The organism is Enterococcus sp. AZ067 (genome assembly GCF_051715005.1).
Classification (GTDB): domain Bacteria; phylum Bacillota; class Bacilli; order Lactobacillales; family Enterococcaceae; genus Enterococcus_D; species Enterococcus_D casseliflavus.
Map to the genome: position 1 here is coordinate 1,689,512 of NZ_JBIOSY010000001.1, position 15,389 is coordinate 1,704,900.

At 39.8% G+C, this 15,389-nt stretch carries 15 protein-coding genes; 12 read left to right on the top strand and 3 right to left on the bottom strand.

Annotated elements, in window-relative coordinates:
* The first annotated feature begins 715 nt into the window (after positions 1–715).
* Entirely contained in the window at positions 716–1,183 is a 468-nt protein-coding gene (locus IGI82_RS07970; protein WP_438842019.1) for a hypothetical protein, read from the top strand.
* A 473-nt stretch (positions 1,184–1,656) separates the two neighbouring features.
* Positions 1,657–2,976, top strand: a complete 1,320-nt coding sequence (locus IGI82_RS07975) for a helix-turn-helix domain-containing protein (protein ID WP_438842598.1) — start codon at positions 1,657–1,659, stop codon at positions 2,974–2,976.
* A gap of 162 nt (positions 2,977–3,138) precedes the next feature.
* Here IGI82_RS07975 and IGI82_RS07980 read toward each other — a convergent pair whose 3' ends face one another.
* Together IGI82_RS07980 and IGI82_RS07985 are read right to left on the bottom strand one after the other, a co-directional pair.
* Positions 3,139–3,450: a DUF1827 family protein gene (locus tag IGI82_RS07980; protein WP_005225878.1), complete on the bottom strand. Its 312-nt coding sequence runs from the start codon at positions 3,448–3,450 to the stop codon at positions 3,139–3,141.
* A gap of 148 nt (positions 3,451–3,598) precedes the next feature.
* Positions 3,599–5,863, bottom strand: a complete 2,265-nt coding sequence (locus tag IGI82_RS07985; protein WP_438842599.1) for an AAA family ATPase — start codon at positions 5,861–5,863, stop codon at positions 3,599–3,601.
* A gap of 270 nt (positions 5,864–6,133) precedes the next feature.
* On the opposite strand from IGI82_RS07985, the gene IGI82_RS07990 reads away from it, so the two are divergent.
* From IGI82_RS07990 to IGI82_RS08020, 7 genes are all read left to right on the top strand, one after another.
* Positions 6,134–6,325 (top strand): hypothetical protein, encoded by a 192-nt coding sequence (locus tag IGI82_RS07990; protein ID WP_005225880.1) that lies wholly within the window; start codon positions 6,134–6,136, stop codon positions 6,323–6,325.
* Between the two features lie 160 nt (positions 6,326–6,485).
* Positions 6,486–6,752, top strand: a complete 267-nt coding sequence (locus tag IGI82_RS07995) for a phosphocarrier protein HPr (protein WP_003126335.1) — start codon at positions 6,486–6,488, stop codon at positions 6,750–6,752.
* Positions 6,752–8,479, top strand: coding sequence for a phosphoenolpyruvate--protein phosphotransferase (gene ptsP, locus IGI82_RS08000; protein ID WP_005225882.1), 1,728 nt, complete (start codon positions 6,752–6,754; stop codon positions 8,477–8,479). Before IGI82_RS07995 ends, ptsP begins: the two co-directional genes overlap by 1 nt.
* Positions 8,480–8,745: 266 nt before the next feature.
* Positions 8,746–9,756 (top strand): glycosyltransferase, encoded by a 1,011-nt coding sequence (locus IGI82_RS08005; protein ID WP_087627382.1) that lies wholly within the window; start codon positions 8,746–8,748, stop codon positions 9,754–9,756.
* 31 nt (positions 9,757–9,787) lie between these two features.
* A complete protein-coding gene (locus IGI82_RS08010; RefSeq protein ID WP_005225884.1) occupies positions 9,788–11,020 on the top strand; it encodes a glycosyltransferase family 4 protein in 1,233 nt (410 codons plus the stop codon).
* Positions 11,021–11,094: 74 nt separating this feature from the next.
* Positions 11,095–11,970, top strand: coding sequence for an NAD(P)-dependent oxidoreductase (locus IGI82_RS08015; RefSeq protein WP_016610191.1), 876 nt, complete (start codon positions 11,095–11,097; stop codon positions 11,968–11,970).
* An 83-nt stretch (positions 11,971–12,053) separates the two neighbouring features.
* Positions 12,054–12,284, top strand: coding sequence for a YkuJ family protein (locus IGI82_RS08020; RefSeq protein ID WP_005225886.1), 231 nt, complete (start codon positions 12,054–12,056; stop codon positions 12,282–12,284).
* Between the two features lie 68 nt (positions 12,285–12,352).
* Here IGI82_RS08020 and IGI82_RS08025 read toward each other — a convergent pair whose 3' ends face one another.
* Positions 12,353–13,294, bottom strand: coding sequence for a GIY-YIG nuclease family protein (locus IGI82_RS08025; RefSeq protein WP_438842020.1), 942 nt, complete (start codon positions 13,292–13,294; stop codon positions 12,353–12,355).
* Positions 13,295–13,614: 320 nt separating this feature from the next.
* On the opposite strand from IGI82_RS08025, the gene fabT reads away from it, so the two are divergent.
* From fabT to IGI82_RS08040, 3 genes are read left to right on the top strand one after another with little or no spacing between them, the layout of a single operon-like run.
* Positions 13,615–14,055, top strand: coding sequence for a fatty acid biosynthesis transcriptional regulator FabT (gene fabT / locus IGI82_RS08030; protein WP_008378199.1), 441 nt, complete (start codon positions 13,615–13,617; stop codon positions 14,053–14,055).
* 9 nt (positions 14,056–14,064) lie between these two features.
* A complete protein-coding gene (locus IGI82_RS08035) occupies positions 14,065–15,027 on the top strand; it encodes a beta-ketoacyl-ACP synthase III (protein ID WP_005235580.1) in 963 nt (320 codons plus the stop codon).
* A 52-nt stretch (positions 15,028–15,079) separates the two neighbouring features.
* Entirely contained in the window at positions 15,080–15,304 is a 225-nt protein-coding gene (locus IGI82_RS08040; protein WP_005225890.1) for an acyl carrier protein, read from the top strand.
* Positions 15,305–15,389 lie beyond the last annotated feature (85 nt).

Sequence of the window (15,389 nt, forward strand, 5' to 3'; positions counted from 1 at the left end):
TCCAACTAGGATTGGACCTAAAAAACGAAAAAAATGTTATTCGTAGTCTCTGAGAATTTGCTCTGAATCAGTCGCTGTCAGAGAAACCAGTTCTGAAAATTCATGTTTAATATTTCTTTAGTGAACCCCTGCAATTCAATAAAAACCAACTTTCTATCGTTTTTAATAAACTATGTTGGCAGTAGCTTTACGCGTATGAACAGTTGAGTAGGGTGGGGATTGAAAAGTATGATTCTATTTATGCGTTCCTATTGGATAGGTATATCGAAGTTACTTATGAAAAAATATCAATTAACGTTTTCATTCAATTAGTAATCTGCACCTACAATTCTTCTAGCTTCAAGCGACAGAGACATCAAGGGGTACTCCTGTGTTAATAAACGTTCATGTTTGTTTCATTATAAAGAAATCTCAAAAAAACTAACTGTGTGGGATGGCTATCTCATGAACCCTAGATTTTAATAGGAAGCATAATTTTTTAGGAATATACAATCAGACTCTTTGAAGAAAGCTTTGAAAGAGTTTTTTTGTCTTTCTTAATTTTATGAAGTTGCCCTCGTTTCTAATCGTCAGGTCTTTTAGTTAGTAGAAAGAAAAAGAGTGACAATGATTATTTTATTTGTAGTTTTTTTGAAAAAAAGACGATAAAAATCAGCTGGTTCTTACTATATCCTTAATAGCAGAGGATCAAAGTTCTTTTAAGGAGTGAATCAAAATGCTGCAAACCAGAATAAATTTCAGTGGACAAAAGAATGCTACCATGTTGACTGTGCGCTTTTTCAGCAACAAGACGAACACGATTTTAGAGAGAAATTTAATTGTGGATCAAGAGGATGATCGTCAATCGGTTCTTGACTACTTAGCAGAATCACTAGGGGAAATCAACATCTTGCAATACTCTTCGAAAAGCGTTTTGTGTATCGCTGAACGTTCAAGGCTAGAAAAAGCAGGAGGCACGCATCGATTGGAACATTTTTGGGGAGATGTCATCAGTTATATCGTTGAGTGCGTGGATAAATCTGGTATTCATTATGATTTGCATGTCATTGGCAATGTTGATTCGGATGATGAAGAAATTATGCGGTCAATTAATGAGATGAGTGATGAATTGTCGATCATCAACATTTATGAATACAAAGATTGCTGGCTAAAAAGAGAAGATATTTTATTACAAGCTCTTTGAAATGAACTTGATTCCTCAAAGAAGTTTGTCCAGCTAGAAAATGATTTTACTCTCCAAGTCACTTACCAATCAATGAAAGAATATGAATTTTTTCTAAGTTTATGGAAACCGCTAATTCACAGGATCTTTTTAATGGTTTCCAATACTTTTTTGTTACAAAAGGTAAGAATCGTTTCACAAGTTTTTTACACCCGTACTGTTTGAAAGAAGCGGGGATTTTTCTGAAGTTTTTATTAAAATTGTCCGTTTAATGAAAAAAGAGGCTCAAATTTAAGTTTATTTTACTATAATTGGAAACTAGGATACTTTTTAAATAAGGCGGGTAAAAAATTTTGGAGTATATAGAAAAGTTGTATAGGTTTTATTTAACCAAAAAACAAGTAGATAAATTAACTATTATTAGAAATATCATTTTGGAGAAGCAGCTGTCTCTTGATAAAATATGTGAAACGATAAACAAATCTTTGTATCAGGTGAAAATATTGATCAATGAAATCGCCGAAGATATGAGAGAGTTTACGACCTTTGACGAGTCTATTTTTTTGTTGAAAAAGAGAACCGTTTATTTGTCACGAGAATTAAACGAAGAACAAAGCCTGCATATTTTTGTGAATCTAAAGAAGAAGTATTTCTTAGAATCTCCTTATTATCGTCTATTATCCTATTTGTTAAGAAAAAGAAAGACCCGTATGGTGGACATCTCAGAAGAATTGATTTTTAGTATTTCTTATTGTTATAAATTGATCAGCTATCTGAAAAAAATGCTGGTTATCCAAAATGTCCCGATTACTATCAATAACAACACAGATTCCATTGATCTGACAGGGGCAGAGCCTTGTGTGCGGATGTACCATTATTTAGTTGAGATCATGGCTTGCAATGTTTACATCAATCAGCGCACCCGTGCAAGCGTTGAATTAGCTGCGAAAGAATATGAGCCGTTGAAAACTACAAAAGTGAAGCACGACATTATGTTTTCAATCATTGAGAATGCGGTGTTGAGGGGCTATATCGTCAATGAATTAGACGAAGCTTCCATCGCTATTTATGAGCAAATCAAGCAACTCAATGGGGAAAAGCAAGTGATCAAGCTGCTGCCGATCAGAAGTCAGCAAGATATCGAGAAAGAACAGATTTTTTATCATTTCTGGGTTTTTCTCTTCATACCTGAAACGATCTCGGATCAAGAGAAACTTCTTTTGGGGAAACAGCTGCGAAACCTCTCGGGGAATCCATTGGTCGAATTTTCTGCCGATGTTGTGGCTGTCTTGTCGCAAAAGTATGATCTTTCCAAAGCGATCGAAGCGTTTCTTACCTATGAATTAGTGATGAATACATGGGGCTGTCTTCATCTCTTTTTGGATAGTTTTGTATCTACTGAAGATTTGTCCTCTACGAACGAACGCGTATTAGAGGTGGAGGAGCTGATTGCGACCGTCTTGCAGCGCCATTTGTTTGTAATAGAAAAAGAAGCCCTTTTCTTAAGGAAAATCGCTCAGATTACAGCATCTTATTTACCTATCCAAAAAGAGGAACCGATTCGCATTGGTATTTCTCTTTTGAACCACCCTGAATATATTCCGGTCATTAAGAACAAACTATTGAAAATTTACAATGAAAATGTGATTCACTTTAGTTCGAACTTAGGAGACTCAGACATACTGGTTTCTGATGGCGTGCTGATCCATAATGAGTCACAGAAATTTACATTTTTTGGCAATGTTCATAGTACCAAGGATTGGCACAATCTACATGTGATGATCCAGTCGATGATTTCTAATAAATATACTTGAAAAAGAGAGCGTAACGCTCTCTTTTTTTGCTTGACTATCAGGTAGCGTTGGTCGAAGTACTAGGCGAAAGAAGGAGGAGAGAAGACAAAAAAAGATATCTATAAAAGAGGGCTGCGACAGTCACCTTTTATAGATATTTTTTAAACACGTGATTAGGCAAAGCTAACGTGAGGAAGACAACGTTTTTTTGATGGAGATTTCTACCACTTCGGGCATTTGGATCACAGAGATCGTAGCAGGATCATAGGAGCCATCAGGTAATTTTTTCAAGAAGTAATTTTTGATTTCTTCTACTTCCGTCGGGCGAATATTCCGTTTTTTATTGATCAGCAAAATTTCATTGTGGTTCGGCGCTGAGGTAAAGATCACGGTCGTGTCTCCGGCAGTGTAAACCTTTACAAGTTCTGCATCGGTATTTTCAAGTTGATTCAATACTAGTCGAGAATGGCTATTTGTAACGTTGATTAATTTCACCAGACTCACCTCACATTCTATGTATTTATTAATAACATTATAGGTCGTTTTTTTTCAAAAGAAAAGCCAGACAACTCGGAATTACCCAATTTTTTGGCAAAACATGGTTGTCTGGCAAAACGAACGGTTTGGTCACCGTTTTGACACGTTATTGCTCATCTGTTTCCGATGGTTTTTCCTCTTCAGCAGAAGGTGTTTCTTCAGGAAGTGCAGAGGATTCGGCTGAAGTTACAACGATTTTATCGGAATCCTCCAATTGTGCTTTTAATTGACGAACTTGAGGATGCTCAAGATAATATTCAGCAATCCCGTCTTCGATTTGATCTTGGATGGTCCTGCGCAATGGGCGAGCACCCATCGTTGCACTGTAACCTAGATCGACCAGTTTTTCTTGCACGTCTTGTGGAACATCGATATGCAATTTTTGATGACTAAGTGTTTGATTGACATCATGCAGCATAAGGGACACGATCGATAACAAGTTTTCCTTGCTAAGTGCCTTGAATTCGATGATCCCGTCAAAGCGATTGAGAAATTCTGGCGTAAAGTAATTGTTCAATTGATTTAACACGGAACGAGTGATGCCTTCATGCGCTGCGCCAAAGCCAACGTTGGCTTCAACTTTGCCGGTTCCCGCATTACTAGTCATGATGATCAGCGTATCTTTAAAGCTGACCGTACGTCCTTGGGCATCCGTCAAACGACCATCATCGAGAATTTGCAAGAACATATGCAATACATCAGGATGGGCTTTTTCCACTTCGTCTAATAAAATCAGGCTATATGGATTCCGACGAACTTTTTCAGTCAATTGACCCGCTTCTTCATAGCCAACGTAACCAGGAGGAGAGCCAATCAGTTTGGATACACTGTGTTTTTCCATGTATTCTGACATATCGAAACGAATCATCGATTCTTCAGAACCAAACATCTCATAGGCTAATTGTTTTGCTAATTCGGTTTTCCCGACGCCGGTTGGCCCGACGAATAGGAAAGAGCCAATTGGACGATTTTGTTTGCCTAAACCGACCCGATTTCTGCGGATCGCTTTGGCTACTTTATCGATCGCTTCATCTTGTCCGATAACTTTAGCTTTCAAGTCATCCGCAAGATTTTTCAATTGCGTTTGTTCTTTTTCTTTCAATTCACCAACTGGAATATTTGTCCGTTCTTCAACGATTTGTTCCATGTCTTTTTCGGTAATGACTGGCGTTTCTTCTTCGCTGATTTGGCGTTCCTTCATTTTTTGCAATTTATTGATTTGATCGCGATAGTAAGCAGCTTTTTCGAAATCTTCTTCTCGAGAGGCAGCTTGTTTTTGTTCTTCTGCTTCTTGTAATTTCTTTTCGATCGTTTTTGGATCAACGATTTGGATCGTCAAGTTTTTCTTAGAACCTGTTTCATCTAGTAGATCGATTGCTTTATCAGGCAAGAATCGGTCTTGGATGTATCGGTTAGAAAGGGTAGCGGCAGCTGCGATCGCTTCATCAGTATATTTCACATGATGATAATCTTCATAACGTGGTTGCAAACCTTTTAAGATACGGATCGTTTCTTCCACAGAAGGTTCATCCACACGTACTGGTTGCAAACGGCGTTCTAAAGCAGCATCTTTTTCGATGATGCGGTATTCATTTAACGTCGTTGCTCCGACCATTTGTAGTTCTCCACGGGCAAGAGCTGGTTTTAAGATGTTTCCAGCATCCATATTTCCGTCGCCAGCTGCACCAGCGCCAACGATTTCATGAACTTCATCAATAAACAAAATCACGTTTTCTGCTTGCTTGATTTCTTCAATCAATTTTTGGATGCGTTCTTCAAATTGTCCACGAATACCTGTGCCTTGAACAAGAGACGCAACGTCCAAACGAATGACTTCTTTGTCCATCAGTTTTTGTGGTACATCACCATCAACGATTTTTTGGGCTAACCCTTCAACGACGGCAGTTTTCCCAACCCCAGGTTCACCAATAAGCACAGGGTTGTTTTTTGTTCGACGATTAAGGATCTCAATCACTCGTTTGATCTCTGAATCACGACCAACGACTGGATCGACTTCGCCATCACGAGCCATTTGGGTAATATTGATACCGTATTCTCCTAACAGACCTGCAGGTGCTTGGTTATTGCGTGGAGGCTGACCGCCGACAAAACCGTTACCACCGGTTTGCGTCGGAGGGGTTTGTTCATAAGGGGTATTTCCTTGCTGCATCTGGCGAGACATTTGACGAAATAGATCATCAATATTGCCGAATCCAAAAGGATCTTGCGCCATTGAAGCTGCAGCATTCCCAGATTGAGCTTTTAATTTTTGGTAACAACTTTGACAATAATCGAGTTGTTTTCTTTGACCATTGACACTGGCATATAAATGAATAGACGCTTCATTTTTACCGCAATTTTGACAAAGCATAGATTCACGACCTTTCATATTTGTTCCAACACCCTTATTTTACGGCGCTTTTTTACACTTGTAAAAGAAAAGGGGCTGTGTGCATAGAAACGGTCATCTTCGAGGTAATGTGTTATTGACCTTTACTGACCATAATTCTATTATACTAACTTTTTGTCAGACTGCAAGAATTTTACTCGCAAAAATTTTTGCCGCTCTTTCATTAGCAGAAGCGTCTTTTAAATAAAAAGTAATTCCATTATAATAGAAAGAAAGAGGTGAGAATTGAGGATGGAGAACAGAGATTTTGCTTCAGAAATAACGCGTTTGCGCAATGGAGAGATCCAAGAATTGATTGTCCAACAGCCAGAATTCCTGGCGTTTAGAGATGTCTGGCTCCAGTTGGAAGATCGGTCTTCTTTTGTCGGAGAAGCGGGCTTAAATGGGAAGATCATCTACCGTTATGTGCAAGAAAATAAATAGGACATTTATTTCAATCGTTTATTTAAGAGAAAACGGTTGTCTATCGAGGAAAAAAATGGTAATCTTAACAGTTGAAAGGGCGATTTTTTTCGGGTGTCATTGCATGCATGGAAATTTTGCCTTCACACAAAAAAACGTATCATAAAGGAGATTGATCAATATGGAAAAGAAAGATTTTCACGTAGTTGCTGAGACAGGGATTCACGCACGTCCAGCTACATTATTGGTTCAAACAGCAAGCAAATTCAACTCTGATATCAACTTAGAGTACAAAGGTAAATCAGTAAACCTTAAATCAATCATGGGCGTAATGTCATTAGGCGTTGGCCAAGGTTCTGATGTAACTATCACTGCTGAAGGTGCTGACGAAGCAGATGCAATCGCTGCAATCGTAGAAACAATGAAAAAAGAAGGTTTGTCTGAATAATGGTTGAGATGCTAAAAGGAATTGCTGCTAGTGATGGTGTAGCCGTTGCGAAAGCCTACCTGTTAGTACAACCTGATTTATCTTTTTCAAAAGTATCAGTTGAAGATACTGCAGCAGAGGAAGCACGCTTAGATGATGCGTTAGCGAAGTCAACAGCGGAATTACAACAAATCCGTGACAAAGCAGCGCAAACTTTAGGTGAAGCAGAAGCACAAGTATTTGATGCTCATTTAATGGTTCTTTCAGATCCTGAGATGATTGGTCAAATCAAACAAAACGTGACAGATAACAAAGTCAATGCAGAAGCTGCGTTGAAAGAAGTTACTGACATGTATATTGGTATGTTTGAAGCAATGGATGACAATGCTTACATGCAAGAACGGGCAGCTGACATTAAAGATGTCGCAAAACGTATCTTGGCGCATTTGCTGAATGTGACTTTGCCTAATCCTTCAATGATCAACGAAGAAGTAGTCGTTGTTGCGCATGACTTGACACCAAGTGATACTGCACAATTAGACCGCAACTTTGTAAAAGCTTTTGTAACAGATATCGGTGGACGTACTTCTCATTCCGCTATCATGGCACGTTCTCTTGAAATCCCAGCAATCGTTGGAACAATGGAGATCACTGCAAAAGTGAAAGCGGGCGACATCTTAGCTGTTAACGGTATTATCGGTGACGTTATCGTCAACCCGACAGATGACCAAGCAGCTGAATTTGTTGAAGCTGGGAAAGCCTACGCAGAACAAAAAGCAGAATGGGAAAAATTAAAAGATGCTGAAACAGTTACCGCTGATGGCAAGCACTTTGAATTAGCTGCGAACATTGGAACGCCAAAAGATTTAGAAGGTGTCCACAACAATGGTGCAGAAGCAGTCGGTTTATACCGTACTGAATTCTTGTACATGGATTCTCCTGATTTCCCAACAGAAGAAGACCAATACAAAGCATACAAAGCAGTTTTAGAAGGAATGGCTGGCAAACCAGTGGTTGTCCGTACAATGGATATCGGTGGCGATAAAGAACTTCCTTACCTAAAATTGCCTCATGAAATGAATCCTTTCTTAGGCTATCGTGCATTGCGTATCAGCTTATCTGAACTTGGGGATGACATGTTCCGTACCCAACTTCGTGCGTTGTTACGTGCTTCTGCTCACGGCAACTTACGTATCATGTTCCCAATGGTGGCAACATTGAAAGAGTTCCGTACTGCGAAGAAAATGTATGAAGAAGAGCGTCAAAAATTGATTGACGAAGGCGTTGAGGTTTCTAACGAGATCCAAGTCGGAATCATGATCGAAATTCCAGCAGCTGCTGTCTTAGCAGACAAGTTTGCGAAGGAAGTTGACTTCTTCAGTATTGGTACCAATGACTTGATCCAATACACCATGGCTGCAGACCGCATGAACGAGCGCGTGTCTTACTTGTACCAACCATACAACCCATCAATTTTACGTTTGATCAAAAACGTGATCGACTCAGCGCATGCTGAAGGCAAATGGGCTGGTATGTGTGGAGAAATGGCGGGCGATCAAACTGCTGTGCCGCTTCTTGTAGGTATGGGCTTAGATGAGTTCTCAATGAGTGCAACATCTGTTCTGAAAACACGTAGCTTAATGAAACGCTTGTCAACGACTGACATGCAAGAATTAGCAAAACGTGCTTTAGAAGATTGCGATACAATGGAAGAAGTTGTTGAGCTAATCGAACAGTATGTAAACTAATCATTTCTAGGCAACAAGCAATTTTGCTTGTTGCTTTTTTTTTTGTTATAAGAAGCCTTCTTGTTCGATTTGACTTGCAATAGCCTGCTCGTTTTTTCAGAAAACGAACAATTTTGTCATATCTTTGTATAAAGCTATGATTCCGTAAGTTTTTCACGTATCATGATTAAATGGGGAACAAAATCTAGGACCATGGTAGGAGTATGTCTCCGATTGCCTATGGTATACTAATATCAGATATAAGCATTTCCAAGGAGGAATCATCTTTGAAAGTACTTCTTTATTTTGAAGGAGAAAAATTATTAGCTAAATCAGGTATCGGTCGAGCGTTGGCCCATCAGCAACGAGCACTGGCATCTGTCGGGATTCCTTTTACTCTTGATAAAAATGATGAGGACTATGATATCCTTCATATCAACACGTATGGGATCAATAGTATGCACATGGTCAACAAAGCCAAAAGACAAGGGAAAAAAGTGATTTACCATGCCCATTCTACAGAAGAGGATTTTCGGAATTCATTTATCGGCTCAAATCAGCTTTCGCCATTATATAAAAAATATTTGATCAATCTTTATTCTAGAGCCGATCAGTTGATCACCCCGACTCCTTATTCGAAAGAACTTTTGGAAGGGTATGGTATCCAAGTACCGATCGAAGCGATCTCAAACGGCATCGATCTTGACAAATATCAGCCGGATCAAGAGAAAGAAAAAGCCTTTCGCGAGTATTTCAATCTCTTACCAGATCAAAAAGTCATTATATCCGTCGGTTTATTTTTTGAACGAAAAGGCATTCTTGATTTTGTAGAGATAGCTAGACAGTTGCCTGAGTATACGTTTATCTGGTTTGGTCATACACCAATGATGACGATTCCTAAACAGATCCGCGACCTCGTCAATGAAGACCATCCAGAAAATGTGTTGTTTCCAGGTTATATCAAAGGAGACATTATCGAAGGCGCATATTCCGCTGCCGATTTATTCTTCTTTCCTTCTTATGAAGAAACAGAAGGGATCGTAGTCCTTGAGGCGTTAGCCAGCCGCCAAAATGTGCTTGTTCGGGATATTCCTGTTTATAAAGGGTGGCTAAGTAATGGGCGCAATGCATACATGGAAAAAACCAATGAAGGATTTATTGAGAAAATCAAAGGAATCGTGGAAGGCACGTTACCACCATTGAGTGAAGCGGGTTATGAAACAGCAAAGCAAAAGAGTATTGATGAAATTGGGTTTAAATTACAAGAGGTTTATACAAAAGTGATGAATACGGAATGAAGAAACTAATGTAAAGTTTGGAGGTACCGTTTTGAAAATCGGATTTTTTACAGACACCTACTTCCCCCAGGTAAGTGGTGTGGCGACATCGATCAAGACATTGAAAGAAGAGCTTGAGAAAAAAGGCCATAAAGTGTATATCTTTACAACGACCGATCCAAATGCTGATCTGGATGAAGAAGATATCATTCGCATGCCAAGTGTCCCGTTTGTGTCCTTCAAAGATCGGCGAATCGTGGTTCGCGGCATGTTGTATGCCTATTTGATCGCCAAAGAATTAGAATTGGAATTGATCCATACCCATACAGAGTTTGGTTCTGGGATGTTGGGGAAAATGGTGGGGCGTAAATTGCAGATTCCTGTGATCCATACCTACCATACAATGTATGAAGATTACTTGCACTACATCGCAAACGGAAAGGTCTTACGACCATCTCACGTGAAATATCTTTCACGGCTATTTGCCAACCACTCGACAGGTGTTGTTTGTCCAAGTGAACGAGTCATTGATACGCTGAGAGGGTATGGTGTGGTTTCACCAATGCGGATCATCCCCACAGGGATCGAAGTTGAGAAGTTTCGCCGACCGGATATTACAACTGACATGAAAAAAGAATTGCGGGAGAAATTGGGCATCACTGAGAATCAACCCATGCTGCTTTCCCTCAGTCGTATTTCTTATGAAAAGAATATCCAAGCAATCATCGACGGCATGCCAGAAATTTTAACGAAGATTCCTGATGCGCAATTAGTGATCGTTGGGAAAGGTCCGCATAAAGAAAAATTAGAAGAAAAAGTGGTGGATATGGCTCTATCTGACCATGTTCAATTTGTCGGCGAAGTGGCAAACGATAAAGTGGCGATCTATTACCACGCTGCGGATTACTTCGTAAGTGCATCCACATCAGAAACACAAGGACTGACTTACACGGAAGCAATGGCTGCTGGAACGCCATTAGTCGTTGAAGGCAATGACTACTTAAATACCTTGATTGACGATCCGTCTTTAGGCGTCACCTATGAGAGTGATCGGGATTTCGCAAAAGCATTTATTGATTATTATGAACGAAAGATTCCTGCTGATCCCGAAGTTCTTGCTAGAAAAATGTACGAGATCTCGGCATTGCGCTTCGGTGAGTCGATGCTATCTTTCTACCATGACATGGTCGCTTATTATGAAACAGAACGCATCGAAAAAGAAACCGAGCAGACGCTAGAAAAATTCAAAGTAAAATTAAAGGCCTTTCGCCGAACGATCGATTAAACAGAAAATTTTCGCAAGTTCATGTTTTTAGCGTATACTAAAGACATGAACTTTTTTATTTTGGAGGGATCTGCATGAAATTAGGATTTATCGGTACTGGTGTCATGGGTCAAGCGATGGTTGGTCATCTCTTAGCTGCAGGACATACAGTGAATGTTTACAATCGGACGAAAGAAAAAACTGATGAACTCGTTGCGAATGGAGCAATTTGGTGTGACACCCCAACAGAAGTTGCATCAGAAAGTGAAATCATCTTTACAATGGTTGGTTATCCATCCGACGTTGAAGAGGTTTACTATGGGCCTCAAGGGATTTTTCAAACGGCTGTGACGGGCAAAACATTGGTGGATTTTACCACCAGTACACCTGATTTGGCAGAACGAATCTACCAGACAGCGAAGGAAAAAGGAGCAGCGAGTATCGATGCGCCAGTTTCTGGTGGGGATCTTGGTGCGAGAAACGCTACGCTAACAATCATGGTTGGTGGCGATGAAGAAGCTTACCAACAAGTAAAACCACTTTTTGAAGTATTAGGTAAGACGTTTCAACTTCAAGGAGGGGCAGGGAAAGGTCAGCATACGAAAATGGCCAATCAGATCATGATTGCCGGAACCATGACGGGGATGACAGAAATGCTGGTCTATGCGAATCAAGCCGGTCTTGATTTACCACGAGTGATTGACACGCTTTCTGGCGGTGGGGCAGCCAATTGGTCCATGACGAATTACAGTCCTCGTATCCTAAAAGAGGATTATTCTCCAGGCTTTTTTGTCAAACATTTCATCAAAGATTTGGGGATCGCTTTGGATGAGGCCAAGAAGATGGGATTGGATTTGCCAAGCACCGCTTTAGCTAAAAAATTGTATGATCAGTTAGCTGAAAAAGGCTTCGAAAATGACGGAACGCAGGCGCTGATTAAACTTTGGTGGCAAGATGGAAAAAAATCTTAAAATGACAAAAAAAATACGAAAAATCAATGCAAGATAGAGGATGTTTTGATACAATATAACGGACAGAAAAAGGAGGCTTACGAATGAAAAGTTCGCAATTAGTCGCTATCATCAAACGTTTAGAAGCGATGGTCGAAGCGCAAGACAATGAAGTTCAAGTACGTCGTTTTGAAAAAGAAGGCGTCGAAAAATGTACCGTTACTTATGACAATTCGACAGAAACGTTTGAATTAACGGAAGCAGAATCAAGTCAATCTTATCAATTTGATAATGTTGATATTGTAGCCATGGAAATCTATGATTTGATCCAATAAGAATGAGTGGGACGTTCGTCGTCGCTTTCTCATTTCTAAACAGCAAGCCTACTTGGGCTTGCTGTTTTTTATTTATCTGCTGCTTTTTCTTGGCGATACAAGTGATTAAGGATGATCCCTAATGGATCGAGATCTTCCGGGGCTAAAGGAAGCGCAGCGCTTGCTGGCGGGAGTGGCTGGAATGTTTCCTCGGGAGAAAGAATGTTTGTTTGGATCAACTTGCCAAAGCTAACTTGATAGTATTTGATTTGAGTCGTCTGTGATCCTGGCTCCTCTAAGTCAAGGAGAATAGAAAAAATCACTTCTGGTTCTTGATTAAACTGATTGACCCTCACGATTTCTTGGTAAAAGCTTTGTGCTAAATGGATCTGGCGCTGCAGTACACTAGCTTGTTCAAACAATAGGTGATCAATCAGATATGCTAAGCGTTTTTTAAGGAGTGAAAAACAGTCGGTCTTCTTTCCTGCAAAAAAACAGCCGATTTCTCGCCACTTCTGTTCCAAGGGATACGCATCCATTTGAGGGAGTTGCTTACGCAAGGTCAATAGCGTCAGTTCGTTGACAGTCGGCAATTGAAAGGTTTCTGACAATACTTGAAACAATGCTGGCAATTTTTTTGTTTGCCGAAAGGGACCATAACTGCCAATTTGTGGTGTTTGAGTGATCGTGAAGGTATGATTCGTCAAGTCAACAAAGCAATAGTTGGCTGAATGGTTCATTTGTCGGTTGTAGATAGGATGAAAAGCTTGGATCAAACGACATTCAAGTAATAGTGCATCCAATTCTGTATCTGTTTCGATCGTTTCAAAATCAACGACATTATAGACAAGTCGAAGCACCTTATTGGCATGCTGCTGATTTTTTCGGAAGTAAGAAACGACACGCTGTTTCAATGATTTGGCTTTTCCTACATACAAGACTTCGTTGTGCTGATCTTTCATTAAATAAACACCAGGCTTTTCAGGCAGTGCATTTGCTTTGTTTTTTAGAAACTCTTTGTTCGGATTCATCGATCGTTCCTCTCCTTCCTTCAAAGAGTAGCAGATGAAGCGTAAGAGAGCAACGTTTGTTGGCTATCGACAAGAAAAAATTAGAAATAGAGTGGAGGCAACAAAATGATAAACTTTGACATTCAAAGGAAATTTCTCTATAACGGAAACGGATTATTTTGTCAACTCGCAGCTTTTAAAATCTTAGAAAATCAATTCTTAAATAAAAATGCGCTTAAAAATAAAAAAAGTTCGAAAAAATTCTTGCATTTCTCAATAACTTCCGATATAGTTTGACTATCAAATGATTTGATTATCAAAGTATTCGGATGGTGAAGGTTATGGAACCCAATTTAGAAACAGTTAATGACTACTTAGTCAGCGTCTTTAATGACATCTTAGTGATTGAAGAATCTGAATTGAAAAAATCTCAATTCAAAGACCTTTCAATTACCGAAATGCATACCATCGAAGCCATCGGGATGTACAAAAAAAAGACCACGACTGAAGTTGCCAAAGAGCTTTCGATCACTGTTGGGACTTTGACCATCGCGATCAATCGTTTGGTGAAAAAAGAATATGTAGAACGGATTCGCAGTGAAGATGATCGGCGAGTCGTCAAACTAGGTTTGACGAAAAAAGGAAAACTCCTTTATCGTGTTCATCAGCATTTTCATCGTGAGATGGTGAAAGGTGTCTTGAGTCAGATGTCTCCTGAAGAGGAACAGGCACTGTTGAAAGCACTGAAAAATCTGCATGACTTTTTACAAGATTATAAGTGAGAATAATGGATGAATATGTTTGGAAAAATTACCGCGACTGCAAGTTATGTTCCAGAAAAAATCGTAACAAATGATGATCTATCAAATTTGATGGATACTTCAGATGAATGGATCCATTCTCGCACGGGAATCAAACGAAGAAGAGTCGCTGTTGGCGAAAACACTTCAGACCTTTGTATTCGCGTCGCTCAAACGCTCTTGCAAGATGCTCAGCTTTCAGCAGAAAGTCTAGATTTTATCTTGGTAGCGACGATCACACCGGATTTCAATACACCTGCGGTTGCTTGCCAAGTCCAAGGGGCGATTGGGGCAGTCAATGCCTTTGCTTTTGATATCAGTGCAGCATGTGCTGGTTTCGTGTATGCATTGTCTATGGCTGAAAAACTGATTCGAACGGGCGCTAAAAAAGGATTGGTCATCGGTGGAGAAGTACTTTCAAAAGTCTTGGATTGGAACGACCGTTCGACGGCTGTTTTATTCGGAGATGGTGCCGGCGGTCTATTGCTGGAAGCATCTTCAGAGCAGCATTTGCTCAAAGAGTCTTTAAAAGCAGATGGGACGCGAGGCATGTCCTTAACATCTGGTTTTCGAACGAATGAGAATCCTTTTTCACAAAACGCTCCGGCGTATAGTGCTTGTATGCAAATGATTGGACGAGAAATCTTTGATTTTGCGACGCGTGATGTGGTCGCCTCGATCAATGATCTGATACAAGATGAAGCAATCGATTATTTTTTGCTTCACCAAGCAAATTCACGTATTTTAGACAAAGTTGCTCGCAAGCTGAAGCAGCCCCGTGAGAAATTTTTGCAAAATATGCAAGATTATGGCAATACTTCGGCAGCCTCGATTCCGTTATTGCTAGATGAAGAAATCAAACGAGGTACACTGTCACTTGGCAGTGGTCAAAAAGTGGTGTTCTCAGGTTTTGGCGGCGGATTGACATGGGGAACTATGTTAGCCACCTTATAACTTGTTCACGAAACAAAATTACTATTGAAAAACACATTGGAGGAATATACACATGGTATTCGAAAAAATTCAAGAAATCGTAGCAGAAGAATTAGGAAAAGAAAAAGAAGAAATCAAATTGAACACAAACATCCAAGAAGATTTAGAAGCAGACAGCTTGGATCTTTTCCAAATCATTAACGAGATCGAAGATGAATTCGATGTGAAGATCGAAACAGAAGATGGTATCACAACCGTTGAAGATCTAGTTAAATATGTAGAAAAACAACAAGCATAAAACAAAGGCTAGGCAGACAGCCTAGCCTTTCCTTTTTAAGAACGTGTTTTTGCTGATTCATAGACGAACTGCAAGAAGCCATGTT

What these genes read in the sequence shown, in the direction of transcription:
- IGI82_RS07970 (WP_438842019.1), top strand. Translation starts at nt 716, where the DNA reads ATGCTGCAAACCAGAATAAATTTCAGTGGACAAAAGAATGCTACCATG.
- IGI82_RS07985 (WP_438842599.1), bottom strand. Translation starts at nt 5,863, where the DNA reads ATGCTTTGTCAAAATTGCGGTAAAAATGAAGCGTCTATTCATTTATAT.
- IGI82_RS07990 (WP_005225880.1), top strand. Translation starts at nt 6,134, where the DNA reads ATGGAGAACAGAGATTTTGCTTCAGAAATAACGCGTTTGCGCAATGGA.
- IGI82_RS07995 (WP_003126335.1), top strand. Translation starts at nt 6,486, where the DNA reads ATGGAAAAGAAAGATTTTCACGTAGTTGCTGAGACAGGGATTCACGCA.
- ptsP (WP_005225882.1), top strand. Translation starts at nt 6,752, where the DNA reads ATGGTTGAGATGCTAAAAGGAATTGCTGCTAGTGATGGTGTAGCCGTT.
- IGI82_RS08015 (WP_016610191.1), top strand. Translation starts at nt 11,095, where the DNA reads ATGAAATTAGGATTTATCGGTACTGGTGTCATGGGTCAAGCGATGGTT.
- IGI82_RS08020 (WP_005225886.1), top strand. Translation starts at nt 12,054, where the DNA reads ATGAAAAGTTCGCAATTAGTCGCTATCATCAAACGTTTAGAAGCGATG.
- IGI82_RS08025 (WP_438842020.1), bottom strand. Translation starts at nt 13,294, where the DNA reads ATGAATCCGAACAAAGAGTTTCTAAAAAACAAAGCAAATGCACTGCCT.
- fabT (WP_008378199.1), top strand. Translation starts at nt 13,615, where the DNA reads ATGGAACCCAATTTAGAAACAGTTAATGACTACTTAGTCAGCGTCTTT.
- IGI82_RS08035 (WP_005235580.1), top strand. Translation starts at nt 14,065, where the DNA reads ATGAATATGTTTGGAAAAATTACCGCGACTGCAAGTTATGTTCCAGAA.
- IGI82_RS08040 (WP_005225890.1), top strand. Translation starts at nt 15,080, where the DNA reads ATGGTATTCGAAAAAATTCAAGAAATCGTAGCAGAAGAATTAGGAAAA.